At 74.2% G+C, this 19,821-nt stretch carries 15 protein-coding genes; 6 read left to right on the top strand and 9 right to left on the bottom strand.

All coding sequences use genetic code 11. The features are described 5' to 3' along the window. Positions 1-18: 18 nt before the first annotated feature. Positions 19-789 carry a hypothetical protein gene (locus tag ACIBTV_RS00665; RefSeq protein WP_396700952.1) on the top strand — a complete coding sequence of 257 codons (771 nt, stop codon included), beginning with the start codon at positions 19-21 and terminating at the stop codon, positions 787-789. 3 nt (positions 790-792) lie between these two features. On the opposite strand, the gene folE is transcribed toward ACIBTV_RS00665, so the two are convergent. The 4 genes from folE to ACIBTV_RS00645 all read right to left on the bottom strand — a co-directional run bounded on the left by folE (position 793) and on the right by ACIBTV_RS00645 (position 4,758). Continuing rightward, positions 793-1,455 (bottom strand): GTP cyclohydrolase I FolE, encoded by a 663-nt coding sequence (gene folE / locus ACIBTV_RS00660; protein ID WP_396702007.1) that lies wholly within the window; start codon positions 1,453-1,455, stop codon positions 793-795. 35 nt (positions 1,456-1,490) lie between these two features. Continuing rightward, positions 1,491-3,509 (bottom strand): ATP-dependent zinc metalloprotease FtsH, encoded by a 2,019-nt coding sequence (gene ftsH / locus ACIBTV_RS00655; RefSeq protein ID WP_396700950.1) that lies wholly within the window; start codon positions 3,507-3,509, stop codon positions 1,491-1,493. Between the two features lie 434 nt (positions 3,510-3,943). Further along, positions 3,944-4,519, bottom strand: coding sequence for a hypoxanthine phosphoribosyltransferase (gene hpt / locus ACIBTV_RS00650; RefSeq protein ID WP_091594290.1), 576 nt, complete (start codon positions 4,517-4,519; stop codon positions 3,944-3,946). A gap of 101 nt (positions 4,520-4,620) precedes the next feature. Next, a complete protein-coding gene (locus ACIBTV_RS00645; RefSeq protein ID WP_396700947.1) occupies positions 4,621-4,758 on the bottom strand; it encodes a hypothetical protein in 138 nt (45 codons plus the stop codon). A gap of 151 nt (positions 4,759-4,909) precedes the next feature. Here ACIBTV_RS00645 and ACIBTV_RS00640 point away from each other — a divergent pair, with 151 nt between their 5' ends. Beyond that, entirely contained in the window at positions 4,910-5,869 is a 960-nt protein-coding gene (locus ACIBTV_RS00640) for a GlxA family transcriptional regulator (RefSeq protein WP_396700945.1), read from the top strand. Between the two features lie 151 nt (positions 5,870-6,020). On the opposite strand, the gene tilS is transcribed toward ACIBTV_RS00640, so the two are convergent. From tilS to dacB, 3 genes are all read right to left on the bottom strand, one after another. Then, positions 6,021-7,013: a tRNA lysidine(34) synthetase TilS gene (gene tilS, locus ACIBTV_RS00635; protein ID WP_396700943.1), complete on the bottom strand. Its 993-nt coding sequence runs from the start codon at positions 7,011-7,013 to the stop codon at positions 6,021-6,023. An 8-nt stretch (positions 7,014-7,021) separates the two neighbouring features. Next, positions 7,022-8,089: a zinc-dependent metalloprotease gene (locus ACIBTV_RS00630; RefSeq protein ID WP_396700941.1), complete on the bottom strand. Its 1,068-nt coding sequence runs from the start codon at positions 8,087-8,089 to the stop codon at positions 7,022-7,024. A 150-nt stretch (positions 8,090-8,239) separates the two neighbouring features. Continuing rightward, positions 8,240-9,646 carry a D-alanyl-D-alanine carboxypeptidase/D-alanyl-D-alanine-endopeptidase gene (gene dacB, locus ACIBTV_RS00625; protein WP_396702005.1) on the bottom strand — a complete coding sequence of 469 codons (1,407 nt, stop codon included), beginning with the start codon at positions 9,644-9,646 and terminating at the stop codon, positions 8,240-8,242. Between the two features lie 685 nt (positions 9,647-10,331). Here dacB and ACIBTV_RS00620 point away from each other — a divergent pair. After that, on the top strand, positions 10,332-10,838 hold the full coding sequence (locus tag ACIBTV_RS00620; RefSeq protein ID WP_091599259.1) for an inorganic diphosphatase: 507 nt from the start codon (positions 10,332-10,334) through the stop codon (positions 10,836-10,838). A 37-nt stretch (positions 10,839-10,875) separates the two neighbouring features. Here ACIBTV_RS00620 and eccD read toward each other — a convergent pair whose 3' ends face one another. Next, a complete protein-coding gene (eccD, locus tag ACIBTV_RS00615) occupies positions 10,876-12,273 on the bottom strand; it encodes a type VII secretion integral membrane protein EccD (RefSeq protein WP_396700938.1) in 1,398 nt (465 codons plus the stop codon). 100 nt (positions 12,274-12,373) lie between these two features. Between eccD and eccCa the strand changes: the two genes are divergently transcribed. The 3 genes from eccCa to ACIBTV_RS00600 all read left to right on the top strand — a co-directional run bounded on the left by eccCa (position 12,374) and on the right by ACIBTV_RS00600 (position 18,602). Continuing rightward, the gene (gene eccCa / locus ACIBTV_RS00610; RefSeq protein WP_396700936.1) at positions 12,374-16,366 is read left to right on the top strand and encodes a type VII secretion protein EccCa; all 3,993 of its coding nucleotides are present in this window, start codon (positions 12,374-12,376) and stop codon (positions 16,364-16,366) included. Positions 16,367-16,577: 211 nt separating this feature from the next. After that, positions 16,578-17,768 (top strand): type VII secretion-associated serine protease mycosin, encoded by a 1,191-nt coding sequence (gene mycP / locus ACIBTV_RS00605; protein ID WP_396702003.1) that lies wholly within the window; start codon positions 16,578-16,580, stop codon positions 17,766-17,768. A gap of 45 nt (positions 17,769-17,813) precedes the next feature. Continuing rightward, entirely contained in the window at positions 17,814-18,602 is a 789-nt protein-coding gene (locus ACIBTV_RS00600; RefSeq protein WP_396700934.1) for a phosphatase PAP2 family protein, read from the top strand. A gap of 15 nt (positions 18,603-18,617) precedes the next feature. Here the strand turns inward: ACIBTV_RS00600 and ACIBTV_RS00595 are convergent, their stop codons facing one another. Further along, a complete protein-coding gene (locus tag ACIBTV_RS00595) occupies positions 18,618-19,796 on the bottom strand; it encodes a MarP family serine protease (RefSeq protein WP_396700932.1) in 1,179 nt (392 codons plus the stop codon). Positions 19,797-19,821 lie beyond the last annotated feature (25 nt).

The raw sequence follows: 19,821 nt of genomic DNA, 5'->3' as shown, positions 1-19,821 counted from the left end.
CGACGAGGGGACGACGGCATGAGTGGCGACACGCGTACGTCGACGGCCGGTGCGGCCGCCCGGGACGGCCGCCCCGGGCCCAGCGGTCCCGGCCGCCAGCGGACGTCCGGGAGCCGGGAGTCGGTGCCGCCGCCGGCCGCGACGCCCGAGGCGGCCCTGGCCGCCTGGCAGGACTACCTGACCGCCGCGCGGCAACTCGACGGGGTACGCCGGGCCGCCGCGTCCGCCGCCGGCGAGCAGGCGCGATCGGTGCAGGCGGCCCGGGAGGAGCTGACGGAGGTACGCACCCAGCTCGCGGTCCAGCAGGCCCGGCTGCGGGAGCGGGGCGTACCGGCGATCTCGTTGGTGCCGTCCCCGCCGGAGTTGACCGAGGCGACCCGGTCGATGGCCGGTGGGCCGGCGACCGTGCTGGCCGCGCTACGGGCCGCCCGGGGTCGCGCCGACGCCGCGGACGCCGCGCTGGCCGCCCGGCACCCGCTCCGCCCGGCGAGCTGGGCCGCACGCCCACGCAACCTGCTGGTGTACGGGCCGCTCGCGCTGGTCGTACCGGTGATCCAGGTGCTGGTGTACACGGCGACCGGCCCCGGACCGGCGAGCGTCGCCGCGCTGATCTGCGGGCTGCCGATGCCGGCGGCGGCCTTCGTCGCCGGCTGGATCGGTGTGGGGCGTCTGTTCCGGGCCCGGCCCGGTGGACGCCCGGACCGGACCTCCCGGTTCGGGGCACTGGTCTGCCTGTTGCCGGCGGTTCTGGTCACCGCCGGGCTGCTGCTCGCCCTGCTCTCAAGCTGACGGTCAGCGGGGCAGGATCAGGGCCATCGCCTCGGCCCGCGACTTCGCGTCGTTCTGCAGGGTGCCGCGGACGGCCGAGGTGATCGTCTGCGCGCCCGACTTCTGGATGCCGCGCATCGCCATGCACATGTGCTCGCACTCCAGTACGACGATCACACCGCGCGGCGCGAGCTTGTTCATCAGCAGGTCCGCGATCTGCGAGGTGAGCCGCTCCTGCACCTGGGGCCGGCGGGCGTACACCTCGACCAGCCGGGCGAGCTTGGACAGCCCGGTGATCCGGCCGTCCGGGCCCGGGATGTAGCCGATGTGGGCGCTGCCCCGGAACGGGAGCAGGTGGTGCTCGCAGAGGCTCATCACGTCGATGTCCCGGACGAGCACCAGCTCCTGGTGGTTGGCCTCGAAGGTGGTGCTGAGCACCTGGGCCGGGTCGACGCGCAGGCCGGCGAAGAGCTCGGCGTACGCGCGGGCGACCCGGGCCGGGGTCTGCCGGAGGCCGTCGCGGTCCGGGTCCTCGCCGACGGCGATGAGGATCTCGCGGACGGCCTTCTCGATCCGGGGCAGGTCGACGCTGTCCTCGACCGGGCCACCGGTGAGCTTGCCGTTGATCAGCCGGGCGGCGATGTAGTCCAGCGCGTCGTCGCCCGGTTCGGTCGCGGAGGCGGCCAGCCCCCCGTCGAGGGAGCTGGCCGCCGGGTTCGTACTCAGTGCGTGCCGTCCGAGTTGTTGGACGAGGTGCCGCCGCCGACGCCCGCCTGGGCACCGTCGGCCTGGGCCTGCGCCTTGAGCGCCTCCTTCTCCGCCGGGGTGAGCACCGGCGGCTCGGTGGAGGGCTGACGCTTGCCGAAGCCGTTGTACGGCGCCATCGGCGGCCGCTTGGCCACCCGGGCGCAGATCCGGGCCATGTCGGCGGTGGAGAGGGTCTCCTTCTCCATCAGCTCGAGCACGATGTTGTCCAGGACGTCCCGGTATTCCACCAGGATCTCCCAGGCCTCGTCGTGGGCCAGCTCGATCAGGGCCCGCATCTCGCCGTCGATCTCGGCGGCCACCGCGTCGGAGTAGTCCCGCTCGTGGCCCATGTTGCGGCCGAGGAACGGCTCGTCCCCGCTGGTGCCGTACTTGATCGCACCGAGCTTCGAGCTCATGCCGTACTGCGTGATCATGGCCCGGGCCAGCTGCGTGGCCTTCTCGATGTCGTTGCCGGCACCGGTGGTCGGCTCGTGGAAGACCAGCTCCTCCGCGGCCCGGCCGCCCAGCGCGTACGCCAGGGTGTCGATCATCTCGGCGCGGGTCTGGGTGTACTTGTCCTCCGTGGGCAGCACCAGGGTGTGGCCCAGCGAGCGGCCGCGGGACAGGATCGTCACCTTGTGCACCGGCGCGGCGTGCGGCAGCGCCCAGGCGACCAGCGCGTGCCCACCCTCGTGGTACGCGGTGATCTTCTTCTCCTGGTCGCTCATCACCCGGGTCCGGCGCTGCGGACCGGCGATCACCCGGTCGATCGACTCCTCCAGGGAGTCGTTGGTGATCGCCCGCTGGCTCTTGCGGGCGGTGAGCAGCGCGGACTCGTTGATCACATTGGCCAGGTCGGCGCCGCTGAAGCCCGGGGTGCGCCGGGCCACCGCGTCGAGGTCGACGTCCGGCGTGAACGGCTTGCCCTTGGCGTGCACCCGCAGGATGGCCTTGCGGCCCTCCATGTCGGGGGCGTCCACCGGGATCTGCCGGTCGAACCGGCCCGGACGCAGCAGCGCCGGGTCGAGGATGTCCGGCCGGTTGGTGGCGGCGATCAGGATGACGCCGCCCTTGGTGTCGAAGCCGTCCATCTCGACGAGCAGCTGGTTGAGGGTCTGCTCGCGCTCGTCGTGGCCGCCGCCCATGCCGGCGCCGCGGTGCCGACCGACGGCGTCGATCTCGTCGACGAAGACGATGGCCGGCGCGTTGGCCTTGGCCTGCTCGAACAGGTCGCGGACCCGGCTGGCGCCGACACCGACGAACATCTCGACGAAGTCGGAGCCGGAGATGGAGTAGAAGGGCACCCCGGCCTCGCCGGCGACCGCGCGGGCCAGCAGCGTCTTACCGGTTCCGGGCGGACCGAAGAGCAGCACGCCCTTCGGGATCTTGGCGCCCAGGGCCTGGTACTTGGCCGGGTTCTGAAGGAAGTCCTTGATCTCGTGGAGCTCCTCCACCGCCTCCTCGGCACCCGCGACGTCCGCGAAGGTCGTCTTCGGCGTGTCCTTGGTGATCATCTTGGCCTTGGACTTGCCGAAGTTGAGCACCCGGGAGCCGCCGCCCTGCATCTGCGACATGAAGAACAGCAGCAGCAGCACGAGCAGCACGATGGGGAGCAGGTTGACCAGCAGGCTCACCCAGATGCTGTCGGACGACACCTTGGTGTCGGCGGGACCGGTGACCCGGTTGGCCGCCTTGGCCGCGAGGACCTCGTTCCAGACCTCGTCGCCCACCTCGAAGGGGAACTGGGCCTGGATCTTGTCGGTCGTGGTGTCGCCGAACTTGGTCTTCTGCGCCAGGTCGAGCTGGAGCGTCTGCTCCTTGTCCTGGAAGACGACCTTGTTGATCTTGGCGGTGTGAAGCTGGTCAAGCGCAACGGAAGTGTCCACCCGGTGGTAACTGGGACCCGAGGTGAACAACTGACTGAGCACAACGGCGCCGAGGATGACCAGGATGATCCAGACCACCGGTCGGCGGAAGAAACGCGTACGTTCCATGCTGTTGTCGGGCACCGGGGTGCCCGCATCCTCCTGATCGACGTCCTGACCGTCTGATTGGTGTCGCCGCCTGCGGCGGCCGCCGGAGCCGCCGTGCGGGCCGGCCTCGACCCCGAAGCGCGACAAGTGCCGCGCTGCGGTCATTCGACGGTACACCGTGTGCGCGCGGAGTGAGCTTGCGAGCCCCGCACTCGGCGCACCTCGTGCATCGACGGTGCGTACCGGTCGCGGGGCCCGCCAGCCGCGCCGATGCGTACGGCGGGACCGGGCGGGACCGGCGTGGCGGGGAATCCGGCCCGGCCACCTGCGAACACCCGGTCAAGCGGTCGAGGGGCCGGACGCGGAAGAGCCTCCGCGCCACCGTCCTACACGGTAGTCGGAAGAGCTGAGAGTCCGCTGAACGTCGGCTTGATGAACGCCGATACGAGAATCGCTCAGGAGCGGGCGTAGACGTCCGGCTTGAGCACCCCGACGTAGGGCAGCTCCCGGTAACGCTCGGCGAAGTCCAGCCCGTAGCCGACGACGAACTCGGTCGGGATGTCGAAGCCGACGTACTTCACCGGGACCTGGACCTTGATCGCGTCCGGCTTGCGGAACAGCGCGACCACCTCGACGCTCGCCGCCGAGCGCGACTCCAGGTACCGCAGCAGCCAGGAGAGGGTGAGGCCGGAGTCGACGATGTCCTCGACCACCACCACGTGCCGGCCGGCGATGTCCCGGTCCAGGTCCTTGAGAATGCGGACCACGCCGGAGGAGCTGGTGCCCTGGCCGTACGAGGAGACCGCCATGAACTCCAGCTCGGCGGGGGGCCCGCTGCGGCCGAGCGCCCGAGCGAAGTCGGCCATGAACATGACCGCGCCCTTGAGGACGCACACCAGGAGGAGCCCGTCCTCGACGTGGGCGTAGTCCGCCGAGACCTGCTTGGCCAGTTCGGCCGTCTTCTCGCGGATCTGCGCCTCGGAAATGATCACGTGGTCGATGTCGGCGTCGTACCAGGAGCCGTCAGCCATGACTCCTAGCCTGCCGTACGTCCCCCGACCTCCGTCGGCGGGGCCGCCCCTTTTGGCGCGGTCCCGCCACGAATTTTTGCCGCAAATCCGGACCAACAACATCAGCAGGTACGTGACTGCCAGCGGTGACCGTCGTCGGTCGGCTTCCAGTCGGCCGAGTCGCGGCTGTCGGCGGTGAGGCCGGACGCCGAGGCTGCGGCGAGGAGGACGAGGAACAGGAGAAGGAACAGAGACTCCATGGCGGCGCTCGCTTTCGCATGGTTGATGACCATTTCGCCGCCGGTGCGCACCGGACTTGACCCAAGTCTGCGCCAATCCGACCCTGCCGGACAGTGGCAGTAATGCCATCACCCATCGATTTCCTGCCATTCGATGGGTTACCCTCGTCACATGCTCCGCTCGGTCGCCATCCTCGCCCTCGACCAGGTCGCCGCGTTCGAGCTCGGCGTGCTCGCCGAGGTCTTCGGCACCGACCGGACGGCCGACGGCTTCCCCGGCTACCGCTTCCACGTGTGCAGCCCGAACGGCGACCCGGTCCGCACCGCGTCCGGCTTTCAACTGGTCCCGCACGCCGACCTCGCCCCGCTGGAGGACGCCGACCTGGTCGCGGTGCCCGCCCACAACCAGCGCGACGCCCCCGACGCCGTCCTCGACGCGCTGCGTCGGGCGGACGCGCGCGGCGCACACGTGCTCAGCGTCTGCTCCGGCGCCTTCCTGCTCGGCGCGGCCGGCCTGCTCGACGACCGTGACTGCACCACCCACTGGCGGCACGTGGACGACCTGCAGCGGTTGCACCCGCGGGCCCGGGTGCAGTGCAACTCGCTCTACGTCGCCGACGGCCGGCTGCTGACCAGCGCCGGCACCGCCGCCGGCATCGACGCCTGCCTGCACCTGGTCCGTCAGGAACACGGCTCGGCCACCGCCACCCGGCTGGCCCGCCGGATGGTCGTTCCGCCGCACCGCGACGGCGGCCAGTCCCAGTACGTCGAGGCGCCCATCCCCAGGGCACCCGAGGCGCCGACGCTGGAGCCGGTGCTTGAGTGGCTCATGGGACACCTGGACCGGCCGGTGACCGTGGACGACCTGGCCGCCCGGGCCGGCATGGCGCCGCGCACCTTCGCCCGCCGGTTCCGGGCCGAGACCGGCACCACCCCGCACGACTGGCTGACCAACCAGCGGGTGCTGCTGGCCCGACGGCTGCTGGAGGAGACCCGGCTCAGCGTGGAGGCAGTCGCCGACCAGGTGGGCTTCGGCGACGCCGCCGCTCTGCGGCACCACTTCACCCGCCGGGTCGGTGCCACCCCGCACACCTACCGGACGACCTTCCGCGACCGCAGCCACGCCGTCTGACGGCCCGAGCGGCGCACGGACCGCTCGCGGGCGGCGCCCGCCGGGGCGCACGGTCGGCCGAACCAGCCGGCCCCCGGTGTCACACCGACTCGGGGCCGGACCAACCGGCCCGGTGTCAGGCCGGCACGGGGCCGGACCAACCGGCCCGGTGTCAGGCCGGGTCGGGGTCGAACAGTCGGTCGGCGCGGCGGAGCACCCGCCGACCCCCGGGCAGGTACGCGGCACCCTGCCCCCGCCAGTCGCTGACCAGCGCCTCCAGCGCGGCGACGTGCCGGTGCGAGAGCGCGCCGGGCGTGGCGCCCAACTCGCGCGCCCAGGCGTGCAGCACCCGGCCCCGCACGGCCGGCACGAGGGCGACCAGCGCCGGCACGGCGAGCCCGCCGTCCGGATGCCGGGCCCCCGCCAGCGCGGCGTCGGCCAGGTCGTCGAGAGCGGCGGCGTCGGCGGCGGCCAGGGCCGCGGTGCGGGCCAGCCCGTCCAGGACACCCGGCCCGAGCGCGTCGACCAGCACCGGCAGCACGTCGGCACGCACCCGGGCCCGGGCGTACGCGGGGTCGCTGTTGTGCGGGTCCTGCCACGGGTCGAGCCCGAGCGCGGCACACGCCGCCCGGGTCTGCTCGCGGGTCACCGCCAGCAGTGGGCGCAGCAGCGGCACCCCGGAGAGCTCACGCCGGGCGGGCATGCCGGCCAGGCCACGCGGGCCGGAGCCTCGGGCCAGCGCGAGCAGTACCGTCTCGGCCTGGTCGTCGCGGGTGTGCCCGGTGAGCAGCGCGGCCGCCCGATGACGCACGGCAGCGTCCACCAGAGCCTCGTAACGCGCCTCCCGGGCCGCCGCCTCCGGCCCGCCCGGCCGCCCGGCCACCGCCACCCGGACCGACTCGACCGGGGCCAGGCCCACGTCGTCCGCCCAGGCCGCCACGGCGGCGGCCCGCTCGGCGGAGCCCTCCTGAAGGCCGTGGTCGACGGTCACCAAACCGGCCCGCCGGCCGAGCCGAGGGGCGACGAAGGCGGTGGCGACGGCCAGCGCGAGCGAGTCCGCGCCTCCGGAGCAGGCGACCAGCACCGGCCCGTCGCCGGGCAGGCCGGTCAGCGCGCGGCGGACCGCCGTCCGGACGGCGGCGACCGGCGGGGCGAGTGCGGCCACGGGTGCGGTCAGCCGGTGGCCTGGACCGGGCCGACCGGCCCGTGAACCCGCGCGACCCAGGCGTCCGGGTCACCGAGCTCCTCCAGCCGGGGCAGGGTCAGCGGCGAGCCGAAGATCTTGTTGAAGCCCTCCATGCCGACGCGCTCGACCACGCCGTGCACGAACTTGCGGCCCTCGGCGTACTGGCGCATCTTGATGTCCACGCCGAGTAGCCGGCGGATCGCCTTCTCCAGCGGGTTGCCGGCCTCGCGGCGGCGGTTGAAGGCCGCCCGGATCCGATCGACGCTCGGGATGACCTCCGGGCCCACCCCGTCCATCACGAACTCGGCGTGCCCTTCGAGCAGCGTCATCAGCGCGGTGAGCCGGTCGAGCACGGCCCGCTGGGCCGGGGTCTGGACGATGTCCAGCACGCTGGTGCGGCTCTCCGGGTCGCGGATCACGTCGGAGAGGGTGGCGACGCCGCGCCGCAGCCGCTCCAGCACGTGCTCGTTGCCGGACGAGGCGTCGACGAAGGCCTGCACCTCGCCGAGGAAGTACGCCCGCATCCACGGCACGGCGGTGAACTGGGTCCGGTGGGTCACCTCGTGCAGGCACACCCAGAGCCGGAAGTCACGCGGGTCGGCGCCGAGCTTTCGCTCCACCTCGACGATGTTCGGCGCCACCAGCAGCAGCTGACCGGGGTCGGCGGAGAAGACCTCGTACTGGCCGAGCACCCGGCCGGACAGGTAGGCGAGCACCGTGCCGGCCTGCACCCCGGTGAGCCGTGAGCCGATCGCCTCGGTGATCGCGCTGGGCTGCTTGTCGCCGGTGAGGCGGCTGACCAGCGGGCTGATCACCTCGCGCAGGCCCTCGATGTTGGCGGCCGCCCAGTCGCGCCGGTCGACCACCCGCACCGGCGGGTGGGTGACCTGGGCCCGCAGGCCGGTGTAGTCGGCCACGTGCCCGGCCGCCTCGTCGGTGAGCCGACGCAGGTCGCCGACCACGTTGGTGGCCTCCGCGTACGTCACCTTGGGGCCCGACTTGCCCAGCGCCCCCGCGGTCGCGGCGGCCAGATCCCAGTCCACGAACTGCGCCATGCACCCACCGTACCCGCGTGGGAACACACCGGCCGGGCCTCGCGGCGGGCGATCGACACCGATCCCCACCGATCCCGTGCGGCCCGGCCGTCGCTCCCGGCCGTCGAGAACGCCAGGTCAGCGGTCGACGGCCGAGTCGTCCCGGAGCGGTCAGCGGCAGCCGCAGCCGGCGAGCGCGGCGGCGATCCGGTCCAGCGCGATCCGGGCCGGGTCGGTGCTGCCCGCTCTGTCGGTGAGCACGGCGAACGTGAGCAGTCGCCCGTCGGCGGTGGTGACCAGGCCCGCGATCGCGTTCACTCCGGACAGCGTCCCGGTCTTCGCGCGGACCACGCCGGCGCCGGGCTTCGTGCCCGCCGTCGCGTACCGCTCGCCCAGGGTGCCCGACCATCCGCCGACCGGCAGGCCGCCGAAGATGGCGGCCAGTTCGGGGTGCTTGCCGCTGGCGGCGAGGGTGATCAGGTCGGTGAGCAGCGACGGGCTGATCCGATTGGTACGCGAGAGCCCGCTGCCGTCGGCGAGAGCCAACTCGTCGGCGGGCAGACCCAGCTCACCGGCGACCGCGTCCATCGCGGCGGCGGCGCCGGTGAACGAGGCGGGCTGGTTGCGGGCCAGCGCGACCTGCCGGGCCAGCGCCTCGGCGATGATGTTGTCGCTGTCGGTGATCATGATGTCGACCAGGCGGACCATCGGCAGCGACTCGACCTTGCCCAGTTCCGCGCCGGGAGCGCCGGCCGCGGCCCCCTCCCCGGCGGGCGCCCGTCCCGTGCTGACGGCACCGGCGGGCACACCGAGCAGCCGGGCGAACGCGCGGCCGGCGACCAGGGCGGGCTGGGACACCCGCTCGGCGGCGTGTTCGCCGTTCTCGTGGTCCTTCTTCGCCTTCGGCACGTCGCTGCGCGCCCCGTCGGTCATCAGGGCGGTGATGTGCGCGCCGTAGCCGCCGACCGGGATGTCCTCGTCCCAGCCCGGTTCGAGGGTCGGGCCGGAGTAGAGCGAGGAGTCGACGATGACCTTGGTCGGGGCGGTGCCGCCGAGGGCCTGCTTGACCTGGGCGGCCAGGTCGTCGAGGCGAGCCGCACCGGGGTAGAAGCCCTTCTGGTCGACCGCCAGCGTCGGGTCGCCGCCGCCGACGATCACCACCTCACCCGGGTTCGCCCCGGCCACCGCCCTGGTGGGGATCCGGTAGCCGGGTCCGCGCGCGGCCAGCACGGTCACACCGGTCACCAGCTTCGTCACCGAGGCGGGGACGGTGCCGTCGTCGGCGCCCTTGGCGAAGAGCGACTCACCGGTGGCGACGTCGGCTACCGACACGTTCACCCGGTCGCCGAGGACGGCGGCCTCGACCAGCGGGTCCAGGGCGGCGCGTACGCCGTCGGAGGTGGGCAGCGGCGCGTTCGGATCGGCTCCGGCGAGCACGGGCGACGGCGACGGGTCGGGCCGCACGCCTGCGGCCTGCGGGCTCTCCTGGTCGCCGCCCAGCCAACCGGCGACCGGGCCGGGGCGGACCACGGCGACGCCGGCGCCGGCCAGCACGAGCAGCAGGACCACGGCGAGCACCACGGGCAGGCGCCGTCGCCGGGGTGAACCGCCGGCCGGGTCGGGCCCGGTCGGCGGGGTGCTCACCGGGCCACCACCCCAGTTACCGGGCGTCGGGCCAGACAAGGGCGGGCCGGATGGGGGCGGGCCGGATGGGGGCGGGCCGACCGTGGCGCGGCCGGTGGCCTGCGGTCCACCGGCACCGGCCGGCGCGTAGCCGCGGTCGACCGGACGGTGGATCGGGTTCGGGCCGGCGGGTGCGGGGCTGGTCGGGATCCCGGAGGTCGGCGCCGGCCCCGAGGTGTGCGTTCCCGGCGGATAGGCGGGCGGCGTCATCGGCCGATCGGACCCGAGGACGGGGAATCGACCCTGACCCGGACGGGCCGGCGGCGTGTCCCGCGGCGGTTGCCAGTTCGGGGGTGGATTACCCTCGTTTGCACGGGGTGGATGGGCTCCGGGGACCGATACGCGACCGCTGGCACCGCCAGAACCAGATCGTCCCGTACCGCGTCCAGACCCCGCGTCCGGGCGGTAGTGTGAATCTTCCCTCCCCACGGCCCCCTCCTCCCCGTGTGAAAACCGGCCTGGGTGACACTACTTCGGTCCGAACACTATGCGGCGGCCGGAGCCGGCGGGTGGCTTTCACCTGTCCGGGCGGCAGTCGGTGGTTCCGTTGGCCAGCGTGGGCAAACGAGGGAGCGTGCAGATGGATTTCGACGTCACGGTTGAGATCCCCAAGGGTCACCGCAACAAGTACGAGGTCGACCACAAGACCGGCCGGATCCGGCTTGACCGCACCCTCTTCACGTCGACCCAGTACCCCGCGGACTACGGGTTCATCGAGGGCACCCTGGGTGAGGACGGCGACCCGCTGGACGCCCTCGTGCTGGTTCCCGAGCCCACCTTCCCGGGCTGCCTGATCCGGTGCCGCACCATCGGCATGTTCCGGATGACGGACGAGAAGGGCGGCGACGACAAGGTCCTCTGCGTCCCCTACGAGGACCCGCGCCAGGAGCACCTGCGCGACATCCACCACCTCGGTGAGTTCGACCGCCTGGAGATCCAGCACTTCTTCGAGGTCTACAAGGACCTGGAGCCGGGCAAGTCGGTCGAGGGCGCCACCTGGGTGGGGCGGACCGAGGCCGAGGCCGAGATCCTGGCGTCGTACCGGCGCGCCAAGGAGGCGGAGGAGCGCGGCGAGACCGCGCACTGACCGCGCCACGACTTTCGCGGAACGGGCCCGGGGCCGCTCAGCCGAGCAGCCCCCGGGCCCGTTCGTACAGGTCGAGCACCGCGCAGGCCACCGGCACGACCGCCACCACGAGGGCCATGTCGGTCAGGTCGGCGACCCGACCGAGGTACGGGGAGACCGGCCGGTGGGCGTACGTGGTGCCGGCGGCCACGGCCAGCAGGGCCACCGACACGCCCGCCCCGACGAGTACGAGCCGCCCGACATCACCCGCCTGCCCGGCCAGCACCGCCCCGAGGACGGCGAACCCGGCGAGGCCGGCGACCACCGGGGGCACCCGGTGCCGCACCGCCACGAAGAGCCGGGACCGGAGCAGCAGCACCCCGGCGGTGACCGCGACCAGGACCCGCCCCGCCGTCCCGCCGGTGACCGCGAGCACGGCCGCCGCGACGGCGCCCAGCACCGCGTGACCGAGCAGCATCCCGGTGAGCGTCTCCTCGGTGCGGGCCACCGCCGCGTGGACCCGCCCACGGTCCGGCAGGTCGCGTACGGGCGTCCCGCCGTCGGGCGGGGCCGGCAGGGTGATCGGCGGCAGCGGGAGCTTGCCCAGCCGGATCGCCACCAACGGGATCACCCCGACCGCGAAGACCAGCCCGCAGAGCAGCACCGCCGCGGCGCCGGCCGGGCCGAGCAGCAGCCCGCCGAGGGCCGCCGGCACGCCCACCAGGCCGACCGTCGCGCCAGCGACGAACACCCGCGGGCGACTGGCCACGCCGAGCAGCCCGAGCACCGCCACCAGCAGCAGGGACGCCGCGCCGGCCAGCAACTCCGGGGCGCCCACCCAGCGCAGGGGCGCGAACGGCCCGACCGGGTCGCCCGAACCGACGGCGAGGGCACCGGCCGCGGCCGCGTAGGGCAGCGCGTAGCCGCCGACGGTCGCGGCCGTCACGCCGTCGCCGTACGCCCGGGAGGCGATCGTGCCGGCGACGACGAGCAGCACCGCCACACCGAGCGCGCCCGGCCAGCCGACGCCGGCCCGTGGACCGCCGCCGAGCAGGGCGACCAGCCCCACGCCGAGCGGCACCGCCGCGCCGGCCAGGACGGCGACACGGGTGGCGGCCGGGGTCCACGCGCCGCCCCGACGCCGGGCGCCGTCGGCGATCGCCTCCACCACGTCGTCGTACTCGAGCTCGGGCCAGTGCGCGTGGGCCGGCACCAGGTGCAGCACCTCGCCGTCGCGCACGCCCTGCGGCAGGAGCGCCTGGGCGGTCGACAGCGGTGCGCCGTCGGTGCGGCGGAGCAGCCACCCGCCGTGCCGCTCGCCGTCGTCGGCCAGCCCCTCGCCGGCGTGCCGGAGCACGTCGGGCAGCAGCTCCGCCAGCGGCACCTGCTCGGGCAGGGCGACATCCACCCGTCGTCGCGGTGCGCTGATAGTGACGCGGGCCAGCCCGGTTGTCATCGAGACTTCTCCATATCGAGCGCGATAGGTGGCTGCGCGGACGACAGGACTTTACCTACGATGAGCCAGCTTCGGGTTACCGAGCGTTCCGGGAGGGTCGGTGTCCACAGTCGTCATCAAGCGCCCGCCCCGGCGGCCGGCGCCGGAGATCCCGGTCGGCGAGCTGCCCGTCGAGCCCCCGCCAGAGATCCCCGTCGGCGCCGGTGGGCGCTGGCAGCAACTGCTCATGCTGCTGCCCATGCTGGGCGGCACGGTCGCGATGGCGATGATGTTCGGCCGGGGCGGCGGCGCGTACGCGTACGTGGTGGGCGGGATGTTCGGGCTCTCCTCGCTGGCGATGCTGGTCACCTCCTGGGGCAGCGCCTCCGGCACCCCCCGCAAGTCGGAGATGATGGCCGCCCGGCGGGAGTACCTGCGGCACCTCGCGGGGCTGCGGCGTCGGGTCCGGCAGACCGCCGGGCAGCAGCGCGCCGGGCTCTGCTACCGGCATCCCGATCCCGGGCGGCTCTGGTCGACCGTGGCGAGTCATCGGGTGTGGGAGCGCCGGCCCGCCGACCCGGATTTCGCGGTGGTCCGGGTCGCCGTCGGCCCACAGACCCTGGCCACCCCGCTCGTCTCGCCGGTCACCCGACCGCTGGAGGAGCTGGAGCCGATGACGGCGGGCGCGCTGCGCCGCTTCCTCGACGCGTACTCGGTGGTGCCCGACCTGCCGGTGGCGCTCTCGCTGCGCAGCTTCGCCCGGGTCTTCGTCGCCGAGGCGCCCGCTGCCGGGGCGGCGGCCACGGACGACGGGCGGCCGGCGGCGGACGGGGGCCCGGCGCGGGGCCACGCCGCCCGGGCATTGGTGCGCGCGGCGCTCACCCAGCTCGCGGTCTTCCACGCCCCCGACGAGTTGCTGATCGCCGTCTGCGCCGGGCCGGAACGGCGGGCCGCCTGGGAGTGGGTGAAGTGGCTGCCGCACGTCCACCACCCGACCCGCACCGACGCCCTCGGCCCGGTCCGCCTGGTGACCAGCTCCGCCACCGACCTGGAACCCCTGCTCGACGACGTGCTGGGCAACCGGTCCCGGTTCAGCCCGACGGGCGCGGCGACCGACGGGCCGCACGTCGTGGTGGTGCTCGACGGGGGCGACCTGACCGGGGCCACCGACCTGACCGGTGACGGCGGCATCGACGCGGTCACCGTCCTCGACCTGGACACCCCGCCGCCCCGACTGCTCGACCGGTACGCGCTGCTGCTGGAGCTGCGCGACGGGCGGCTGCACTCGTACTCGGTGGAGGGACGCGCCGAGGTGGGCGTGCCGGACCAGCTGGATCCGGCGGACGCCGAGGCGGTCGCCCGGCGGCTCGCGCCGCTGCGCCTGGCCGGCGCCGCCCGCGGCGCGGACGCCCCGCTCGCCACCGACCTGGGCCTCCCCGACCTGCTCGGCCTCGGCGACCCGGAGCGCTTCACCGTCGAGCAGGGCTGGGCGCCCCGGTCGGCTCGGGAGCGGCTGCGGGTGCCGATCGGGGTGGGCGCCGACGGGGGCGCCATCGAGCTGGACCTCAAGGAGTCCGCGCAGGACGGCATGGGACCGCACGGCCTGCTGATCGGCGCGACCGGCTCCGGCAAGTCGGAGCTGCTGCGCACCCTGGTCCTCGGGCTGGCCGCCACGCACAGCTCCGAGCAGCTCAACTTCGTGCTGGTCGACTTCAAGGGCGGCGCGACCTTCGCGTCCTTCGACCGGCTGCCGCACACCGCCGCGGTGATCACCAACCTGGCCGACGCGCTGCCGCTCGTCGACCGCATGGTCGACGCGATCAACGGGGAGCTGGTGCGGCGGCAGGAGCTGCTCCGCCGGGCCGGTAACTTCGCGAGCGTACGGGACTACGAGCGGGCCCGGGCCGCCGGCAGCCCGCTCGCGCCGCTGCCGTCGCTGCTGCTGATCTGCGACGAGTTCTCCGAGCTGCTGTCGGCGAAGCCCGACTTCATCGACCTCTTCGTGCAGATCGGCCGGCTGGGCCGGTCGCTCGGCGTGCACCTGCTGCTCGCCTCGCAGCGCCTGGAGGAGGGGCGGCTGCGCGGGCTGGACACCCACCTGTCGTACCGGATCGGGTTGCGCACCTTCTCGGCGCTGGAGTCGCGGACGGTGCTGGGGGTGCCGGACGCCCACGAGCTGCCCCGCACCCCCGGGCACGGCTACCTGCGCTTCGGCACCGAGCCGCTGGTGCGCTTCCGGGCCGCGTACGTCTCGGGGGCCCTGCCCCGCCACGGCCCCGCTGCCGGACCCGGCGCCGACGCTCGACGGCTGCTCACCTTCACCACCCACTTCGTGCCGGTGCCCGAGCCCGCCGCCACGCCCCCGCCGGAGACGGCGGACGCGGACAGCCGGGGCAGCCTGCTCGACCTGCTGGTGGACCGGCTGTCCGGGCAGGGCCCACCGGCCCACCCGGTGTGGCTGCCGCCGCTGGACCGTCCGCCCGCGCTGGACGAGCTGCTGGGCCCGATCGTGGTCGACCCGGCCCGCGGCCTCACCACCGCCAACCCGGAGCTGCACGGCGCGCTCGGCGTGCCCGTCGCCGTCGTCGACCGGCCGTTCGAGCAGCGCCGGGACCTGCTCTGGCTGGCGTTGGACGGCGCGGCCGGGCACGTCGCCGTGGTCGGCGCGCCGCAGAGCGGCAAGTCGACGCTGCTGCGCACGCTGATCTGCGCGCTGGCGCTCAGCCACACCCCGGCCGAGGCGCAGGTCTACTGCCTCGACTTCGGCGGTGGTGGGTTGGCCGCCCTGCGCGACCTGCCGCACGTGGGCGGGGTGAGCGGCCGGGCCGACCCGACGGCGGTCCGGCGCACGGTCGGTGAGGTGGCGACGCTGCTCGCCGAGCGGGAGCGCCGCTTCGCCGAGCTGGGCGTGGAGTCGATGGCGGCGTACCGGCGGCGTCGGGCCACGGCCACCGGCCAGCCGACACTCGACCCGTTCGGTGACGTGTTCCTGGTGGTGGACGGCTGGACGACGCTGCGCGCCGAGTACGACGACCTGGAGCCGCTGATCACCGACCTGGCCACCCGGGGGCTGTCGTACGGGGTCCACGTGGTCACCACCGCGCTGCGCTGGCTGGACTTCCGCCCGGCGATCCGGGACCTGTTCGGCTCCCGGCTGGAGCTGCGGCTGGGTGACCCCGGCGACTCGCTGGTGGCCCGCCGGGCGGCGGCGAACGTGCCGGAGAAGGTCCCCGGCCGGGGTATCACCGCCGAGAGCCTGCACTTCCTCACCGCGCTGCCGCAGCTCGCCGCGTCCACAGCGGACACCGCCGGTCTGGTCAAACGGGTCGCCGAGGCCTGGCCGGGGCGGCCCGCACCGCGCGTACGGCTGCTCCCGCCGGTGCTCCCGTACGCGGAGCTGGACCTCACCGCGACCGCCGGCCTGCGGCTGCCGGTGGGCATCGCCGAGGCCGACCTGCGGCCGGTGGCGCTCGACTTCGCCGGCGAGCCGCACTTCGTGGTCTTCGGTGACGCCGAGTGCGGCAAGTCCTCCTTCCTGCGCGCGCTCGCGACCACGATCGTCACCCGGTTCACTCCGGAGCAGGCTCGGGTGATCCTGGTCGACTACCGCCGGAGTCTGCTCGGCGCCATCGAATCGCCGCACCTGATCGGCTACGGCACGGCCGCCGCGCACACCGCCGACCTGGTGGAGTCCGCCGCCGGTTACCTGGCCCGCCGCATCGCCGGGCCCGAGGTCACCGGGCAGCAGCTGCGGGACCGGTCCTGGTGGTCCGGGCCGGAGCTGTTCGTGCTGGTGGACGACTACGACCTGGTGGCCACCGGCCCGACCAACCCGCTGCGCGCGCTGGAGGAGTACCTGCCCCAGGCCCGGGACGTCGGCCTGCACCTGGTGCTGGTGCGACGCTCGGGCGGCGCCGGCCGCGCCCAGTACGAGCCGATCGTGCAGCGGCTCCGGGAGCTCTCCACCGCCGGGCTGGTGATGGCCGGGAACCCGGAGGAGGGTGCCCTCGTCGGTTCGGTCCGACCGGGACCGCTGCCGCCCGGCCGTGGTCGGCTGGTCACCCGACGGGAGGGCGTACGCCTGGTGCAGTTGGCCCACCTGCCGCCATCGTGACCGGTGTCGACGGATCGCCCCGAAGGCGGGGTGGGAACCGGTAATCTCGTCGTGGTTCTGTCCGGATGGAACGGCTGGGGATGTGACTGAGGTTCGGCACAGTTGCCCGACGGCGACGCGACGGATCGCCGGCCGGGCGCTGCTCGGCGTCGCGGCGACCGTCGTCGCGCTCGCGGGTCCGGCCGTGCCGGCCGTCGCCGCCCCGACCCCGTTGGACGAGGTCGGTGGCGCGCCGGTGGCGTTCGCGCCGACCGATCCCAAGGGCCGGCCGGACCAGATCCGCGACGAGCAGTGGCAGCTCGACGAGTTGGACGCGCGGACGGCGTGGCGCAGCTCCACCGGCCGCGGCGTGACCGTCGCCGTCATCGACTCCGGTGTGGACGGCGGCCACCCCGATCTCGTCGGTCAGGTCCTGCCGGGGATCGACCTGGTCACCTCCGGCGGCGGCAAACCCGACCCGGTGGGCCACGGCACCACGGTCGCCGGCCTGATCGCCGGGCGCGCCGACGACAACCAGGGCGTCGTGGGCCTCGCCCCGAACGCCCGCATCCTCCCGGTCCGCGTCCTCGACGAGGAGAACCGCTACGACGACGCGATGATCGTCGCGAAGGGTGTGCGCTGGGCCGTCGACCACGGCGCTCGGGTGATCAACCTGTCCCTCGGCGGCAGCGGCGACAGCCCGGCCCTGGCCGCCGCACTGGACTACGCGTTCGCGCGGGATGTCGTCGTCGTCGCCTGCACCGGCAATCTCGCCACCTCCACCAGCACCCGGGTCTGGTACCCGGCCCGCGAGCCGGGCGTCATCGCGGTCGCCGGCCTGGAACGCAGCAGCGACAACCTCTGGTCCGGGTCGATCACCGGCCGGGCGACGGTGCTCACCGCACCGGCCACCGGGCTCGTCGGCGCCCGCCCCGACGGCTACTGGCGGGTGCAGGGCACCAGCTTCGCCGCGCCACTGGTGGCCGCGACCGCGGCGCTGGTCCGCTCTCGTTACCCGAAGATGTCGGCGGGTGAGGTGGTCAACCGCCTGCTAGTCACCGCCCGGGACATCGGTCCGACCGGTCGCGACGACCGGTTCGGCTACGGCGTGGTCAACCCGGTCGCCGCGCTCACCACCGACGTGCCGCCGGTGACCGGCAACCCGCTCGACGACAACGCCTCCCCCGGCATCGTGGGCTTCGGGTCGGCTCCCGGCCTGGAGCAGGACGAATCGGCCGCCGGCACCGGCGGCGACCCGCTCGGCCTCAGCACGCCCCGCCAGCACAGCCCGTGGACCGCCCGGCCCGCCGGCGCACAGGAGGAGTCGGCGCCGGAGCAGCTGTGGACCGGCGCGGCCATCTTCGTCGCCCTGCTGACGGGCGCGGCGCTCATGGTGCGGCGGCTCCGGCAGCGCGGCCACTGACGCGACGGCGTCTGCCCGCGCGCCCGACGGGGTAGAACTGACGCCATGAGCCTGCCCGGTCCGCGTACCCTCGTCCCCCCGGGCCGGGAATCCTGGCGGCGCCGCCGGCTCGACCCCGACGACTCGCGCGGGTTGCGCCTCACCCTCGCCGCGACCGCCGCGTTCCTGGCCCTCGTGCCGTTCACGCTGCTCGCTCTGCTGGTCCTCACCACCTGGCCGCCGCTGCGGCGGCTCGACAGCGCGGTCACCGACGCGCTGCACGGCTACGCCCTGACCCACCCGGCCTGGACGCGCGGTCTGAGCGTGTGGACCGAGGTGTTCGGGCCGATGCCGTTGCGGGTCGCCGCGCTCGTGGTGGTGATCTGGTTGGTGGGGCGCGACGCACGCCGGCTGGCGCTCTGGGTCGCGATCACCATGACCGTCGGCGGCCTGCTCGGCCCGCTGCTCAAACTGCTCGTGGCCCGGGACCGTCCGGACCTGCTGGACCCGGTGGCCCGGGCCACCGGCTACGCCTTCCCCTCCGGGCACGCCCTCAACGCGGCCCTGTTCGCCGGGGTGCTGCTGCTGGTCTTCCTGCCGTACGCGGGTGGCCCCGCGCGTCGGGCCGCCCTCTGGGTGGGCGCGCTGCTGCTGGCCGGGCTGACCGGGCTCAGCCGGGTGGCCCTGGGGGTGCACTGGACCAGCGACGTGGTCGCCGGCTGGCTGCTGGGGGCGGCCGTGGTGGCCGCCACCGCCGCCGCCCTCACCGTCTGGCGGCACCGCCCGGACCGGGACCGGCCTTCGACGCCCGCTGCCCGGCGAGGGGCCTCGGCGACGGACCGGCCGGGGACGTGATCCGCCCGGCGACGGTCAGGTGCACTCGCCGGTGCCGACGCCACGGGTGCGCTCGGCGCCGGCCAGGGCGACCGGGCGGGCCTCCGCCGCGGTGACCGCGAAGCCGGTGTTCGGGTCGTCGGCCGCCGCCGCGAAGATCACCCCAAGGACCAGCCCGTTCGAGGAGACCAGGGGGCCGCCGGAGTTGCCGCTGCGGACCAGCGCGCGGATCGTGTAGATCTCCCGCGTGACGTCACCCGACGAGTAGATGTCGGGACCGGTGATGCGGTCCACGTCCCGGACCCGGGCGGACTGGGCGTTGTACGGCCCGTCCAATGGAAAACCGAGCACGATCGCGTCCGCGCCACTGCCCGCGTTGCCGGCGGCGAAGCGCATCGACGGGCCGGGCAGCCCCGGCACGTACAGCACGGCCAGATCGCGGTCCGGGTCGTAGACGACCACCTCACCGTCGTAGCGGTCACCGCCCAGCTCCACCGCCACCGTGCGGGTGCCGGCGACCACGTGCGCGTTGGTCATCACCCGGTCGTCCGCGTACACGAAGCCGGAGCCCTCGATGCGCCGCGAGCAGCTCGGCGCGGACCCGAGCACCTTCACCACCGAACGCTTGCCGTTGACCACCACCTGGGAGCCGGCGAGCGCCGGGTCCGGCGGCTCCACCTGCCGGGCCCGGGTGGGGGCGAGGTCGCCGAAGACGTCCGGGAAGCCGTTCGTGTCGACCGTGTCCCGCAGCGCCGTGGAGAGCTGCTGGGCCTGGTCGGGCAGGACCCGGTCGACGACCGTGAGCAGCGCGCTGTTCCGCACCGACGAGGCCAGCCAGGGCAGGGACGACGAGCCGAGGGGCACCGCGACCAGCCACGCGACCAGGAGCACGGCGAAGAGCGAGACGAACGCGCCGCCCACGTCGTCGATCTTGCGCAGGGCCGAGCCGGTGATCGCCGCGCGCAGGCTGGAGCCGAGCCAACCGGCGAGCGCCTGCCCCGCCACCGCGAGCCCGAACACGGCCACCAGGGAGATCAGGACCCGTGTGCCGCTGTCCACGAACTGCCGCGCGAGCAGCGGGCCCACCTGGAGGCCGATCAGGGCGCCCAGGAAGAAGCCGGAGAACGACAGGATTCCGATGACGAAGCCCTGACGGTATCCGCTGATCGCGAACACGAGCATGAGCAGCAGTAGGACGAGATCCACGGCGGACACGGGTCAAGCGTACGGGCAGCGGGCT

The organism is Micromonospora sp. NPDC049366, from assembly GCF_044466625.1.
In the GTDB taxonomy this organism is placed as follows: domain Bacteria; phylum Actinomycetota; class Actinomycetes; order Mycobacteriales; family Micromonosporaceae; genus Micromonospora.
Note: the sequence above shows the minus strand (reverse complement) of the source record. Positions and strands in the feature narration are given on the sequence as shown.

What these genes read in the sequence shown, in the direction of transcription:
- ACIBTV_RS00665 (WP_396700952.1), top strand. Translation starts at nt 19, where the DNA reads ATGAGTGGCGACACGCGTACGTCGACGGCCGGTGCGGCCGCCCGGGAC.
- ftsH (WP_396700950.1), bottom strand. Translation starts at nt 3,509, where the DNA reads ATGGAACGTACGCGTTTCTTCCGCCGACCGGTGGTCTGGATCATCCTG.
- hpt (WP_091594290.1), bottom strand. Translation starts at nt 4,519, where the DNA reads ATGGCTGACGGCTCCTGGTACGACGCCGACATCGACCACGTGATCATT.
- ACIBTV_RS00645 (WP_396700947.1), bottom strand. Translation starts at nt 4,758, where the DNA reads ATGGAGTCTCTGTTCCTTCTCCTGTTCCTCGTCCTCCTCGCCGCAGCC.
- ACIBTV_RS00640 (WP_396700945.1), top strand. Translation starts at nt 4,910, where the DNA reads ATGCTCCGCTCGGTCGCCATCCTCGCCCTCGACCAGGTCGCCGCGTTC.
- ACIBTV_RS00630 (WP_396700941.1), bottom strand. Translation starts at nt 8,089, where the DNA reads ATGGCGCAGTTCGTGGACTGGGATCTGGCCGCCGCGACCGCGGGGGCG.
- ACIBTV_RS00620 (WP_091599259.1), top strand. Translation starts at nt 10,332, where the DNA reads ATGGATTTCGACGTCACGGTTGAGATCCCCAAGGGTCACCGCAACAAG.
- eccD (WP_396700938.1), bottom strand. Translation starts at nt 12,273, where the DNA reads ATGACAACCGGGCTGGCCCGCGTCACTATCAGCGCACCGCGACGACGG.
- ACIBTV_RS00600 (WP_396700934.1), top strand. Translation starts at nt 17,814, where the DNA reads ATGAGCCTGCCCGGTCCGCGTACCCTCGTCCCCCCGGGCCGGGAATCC.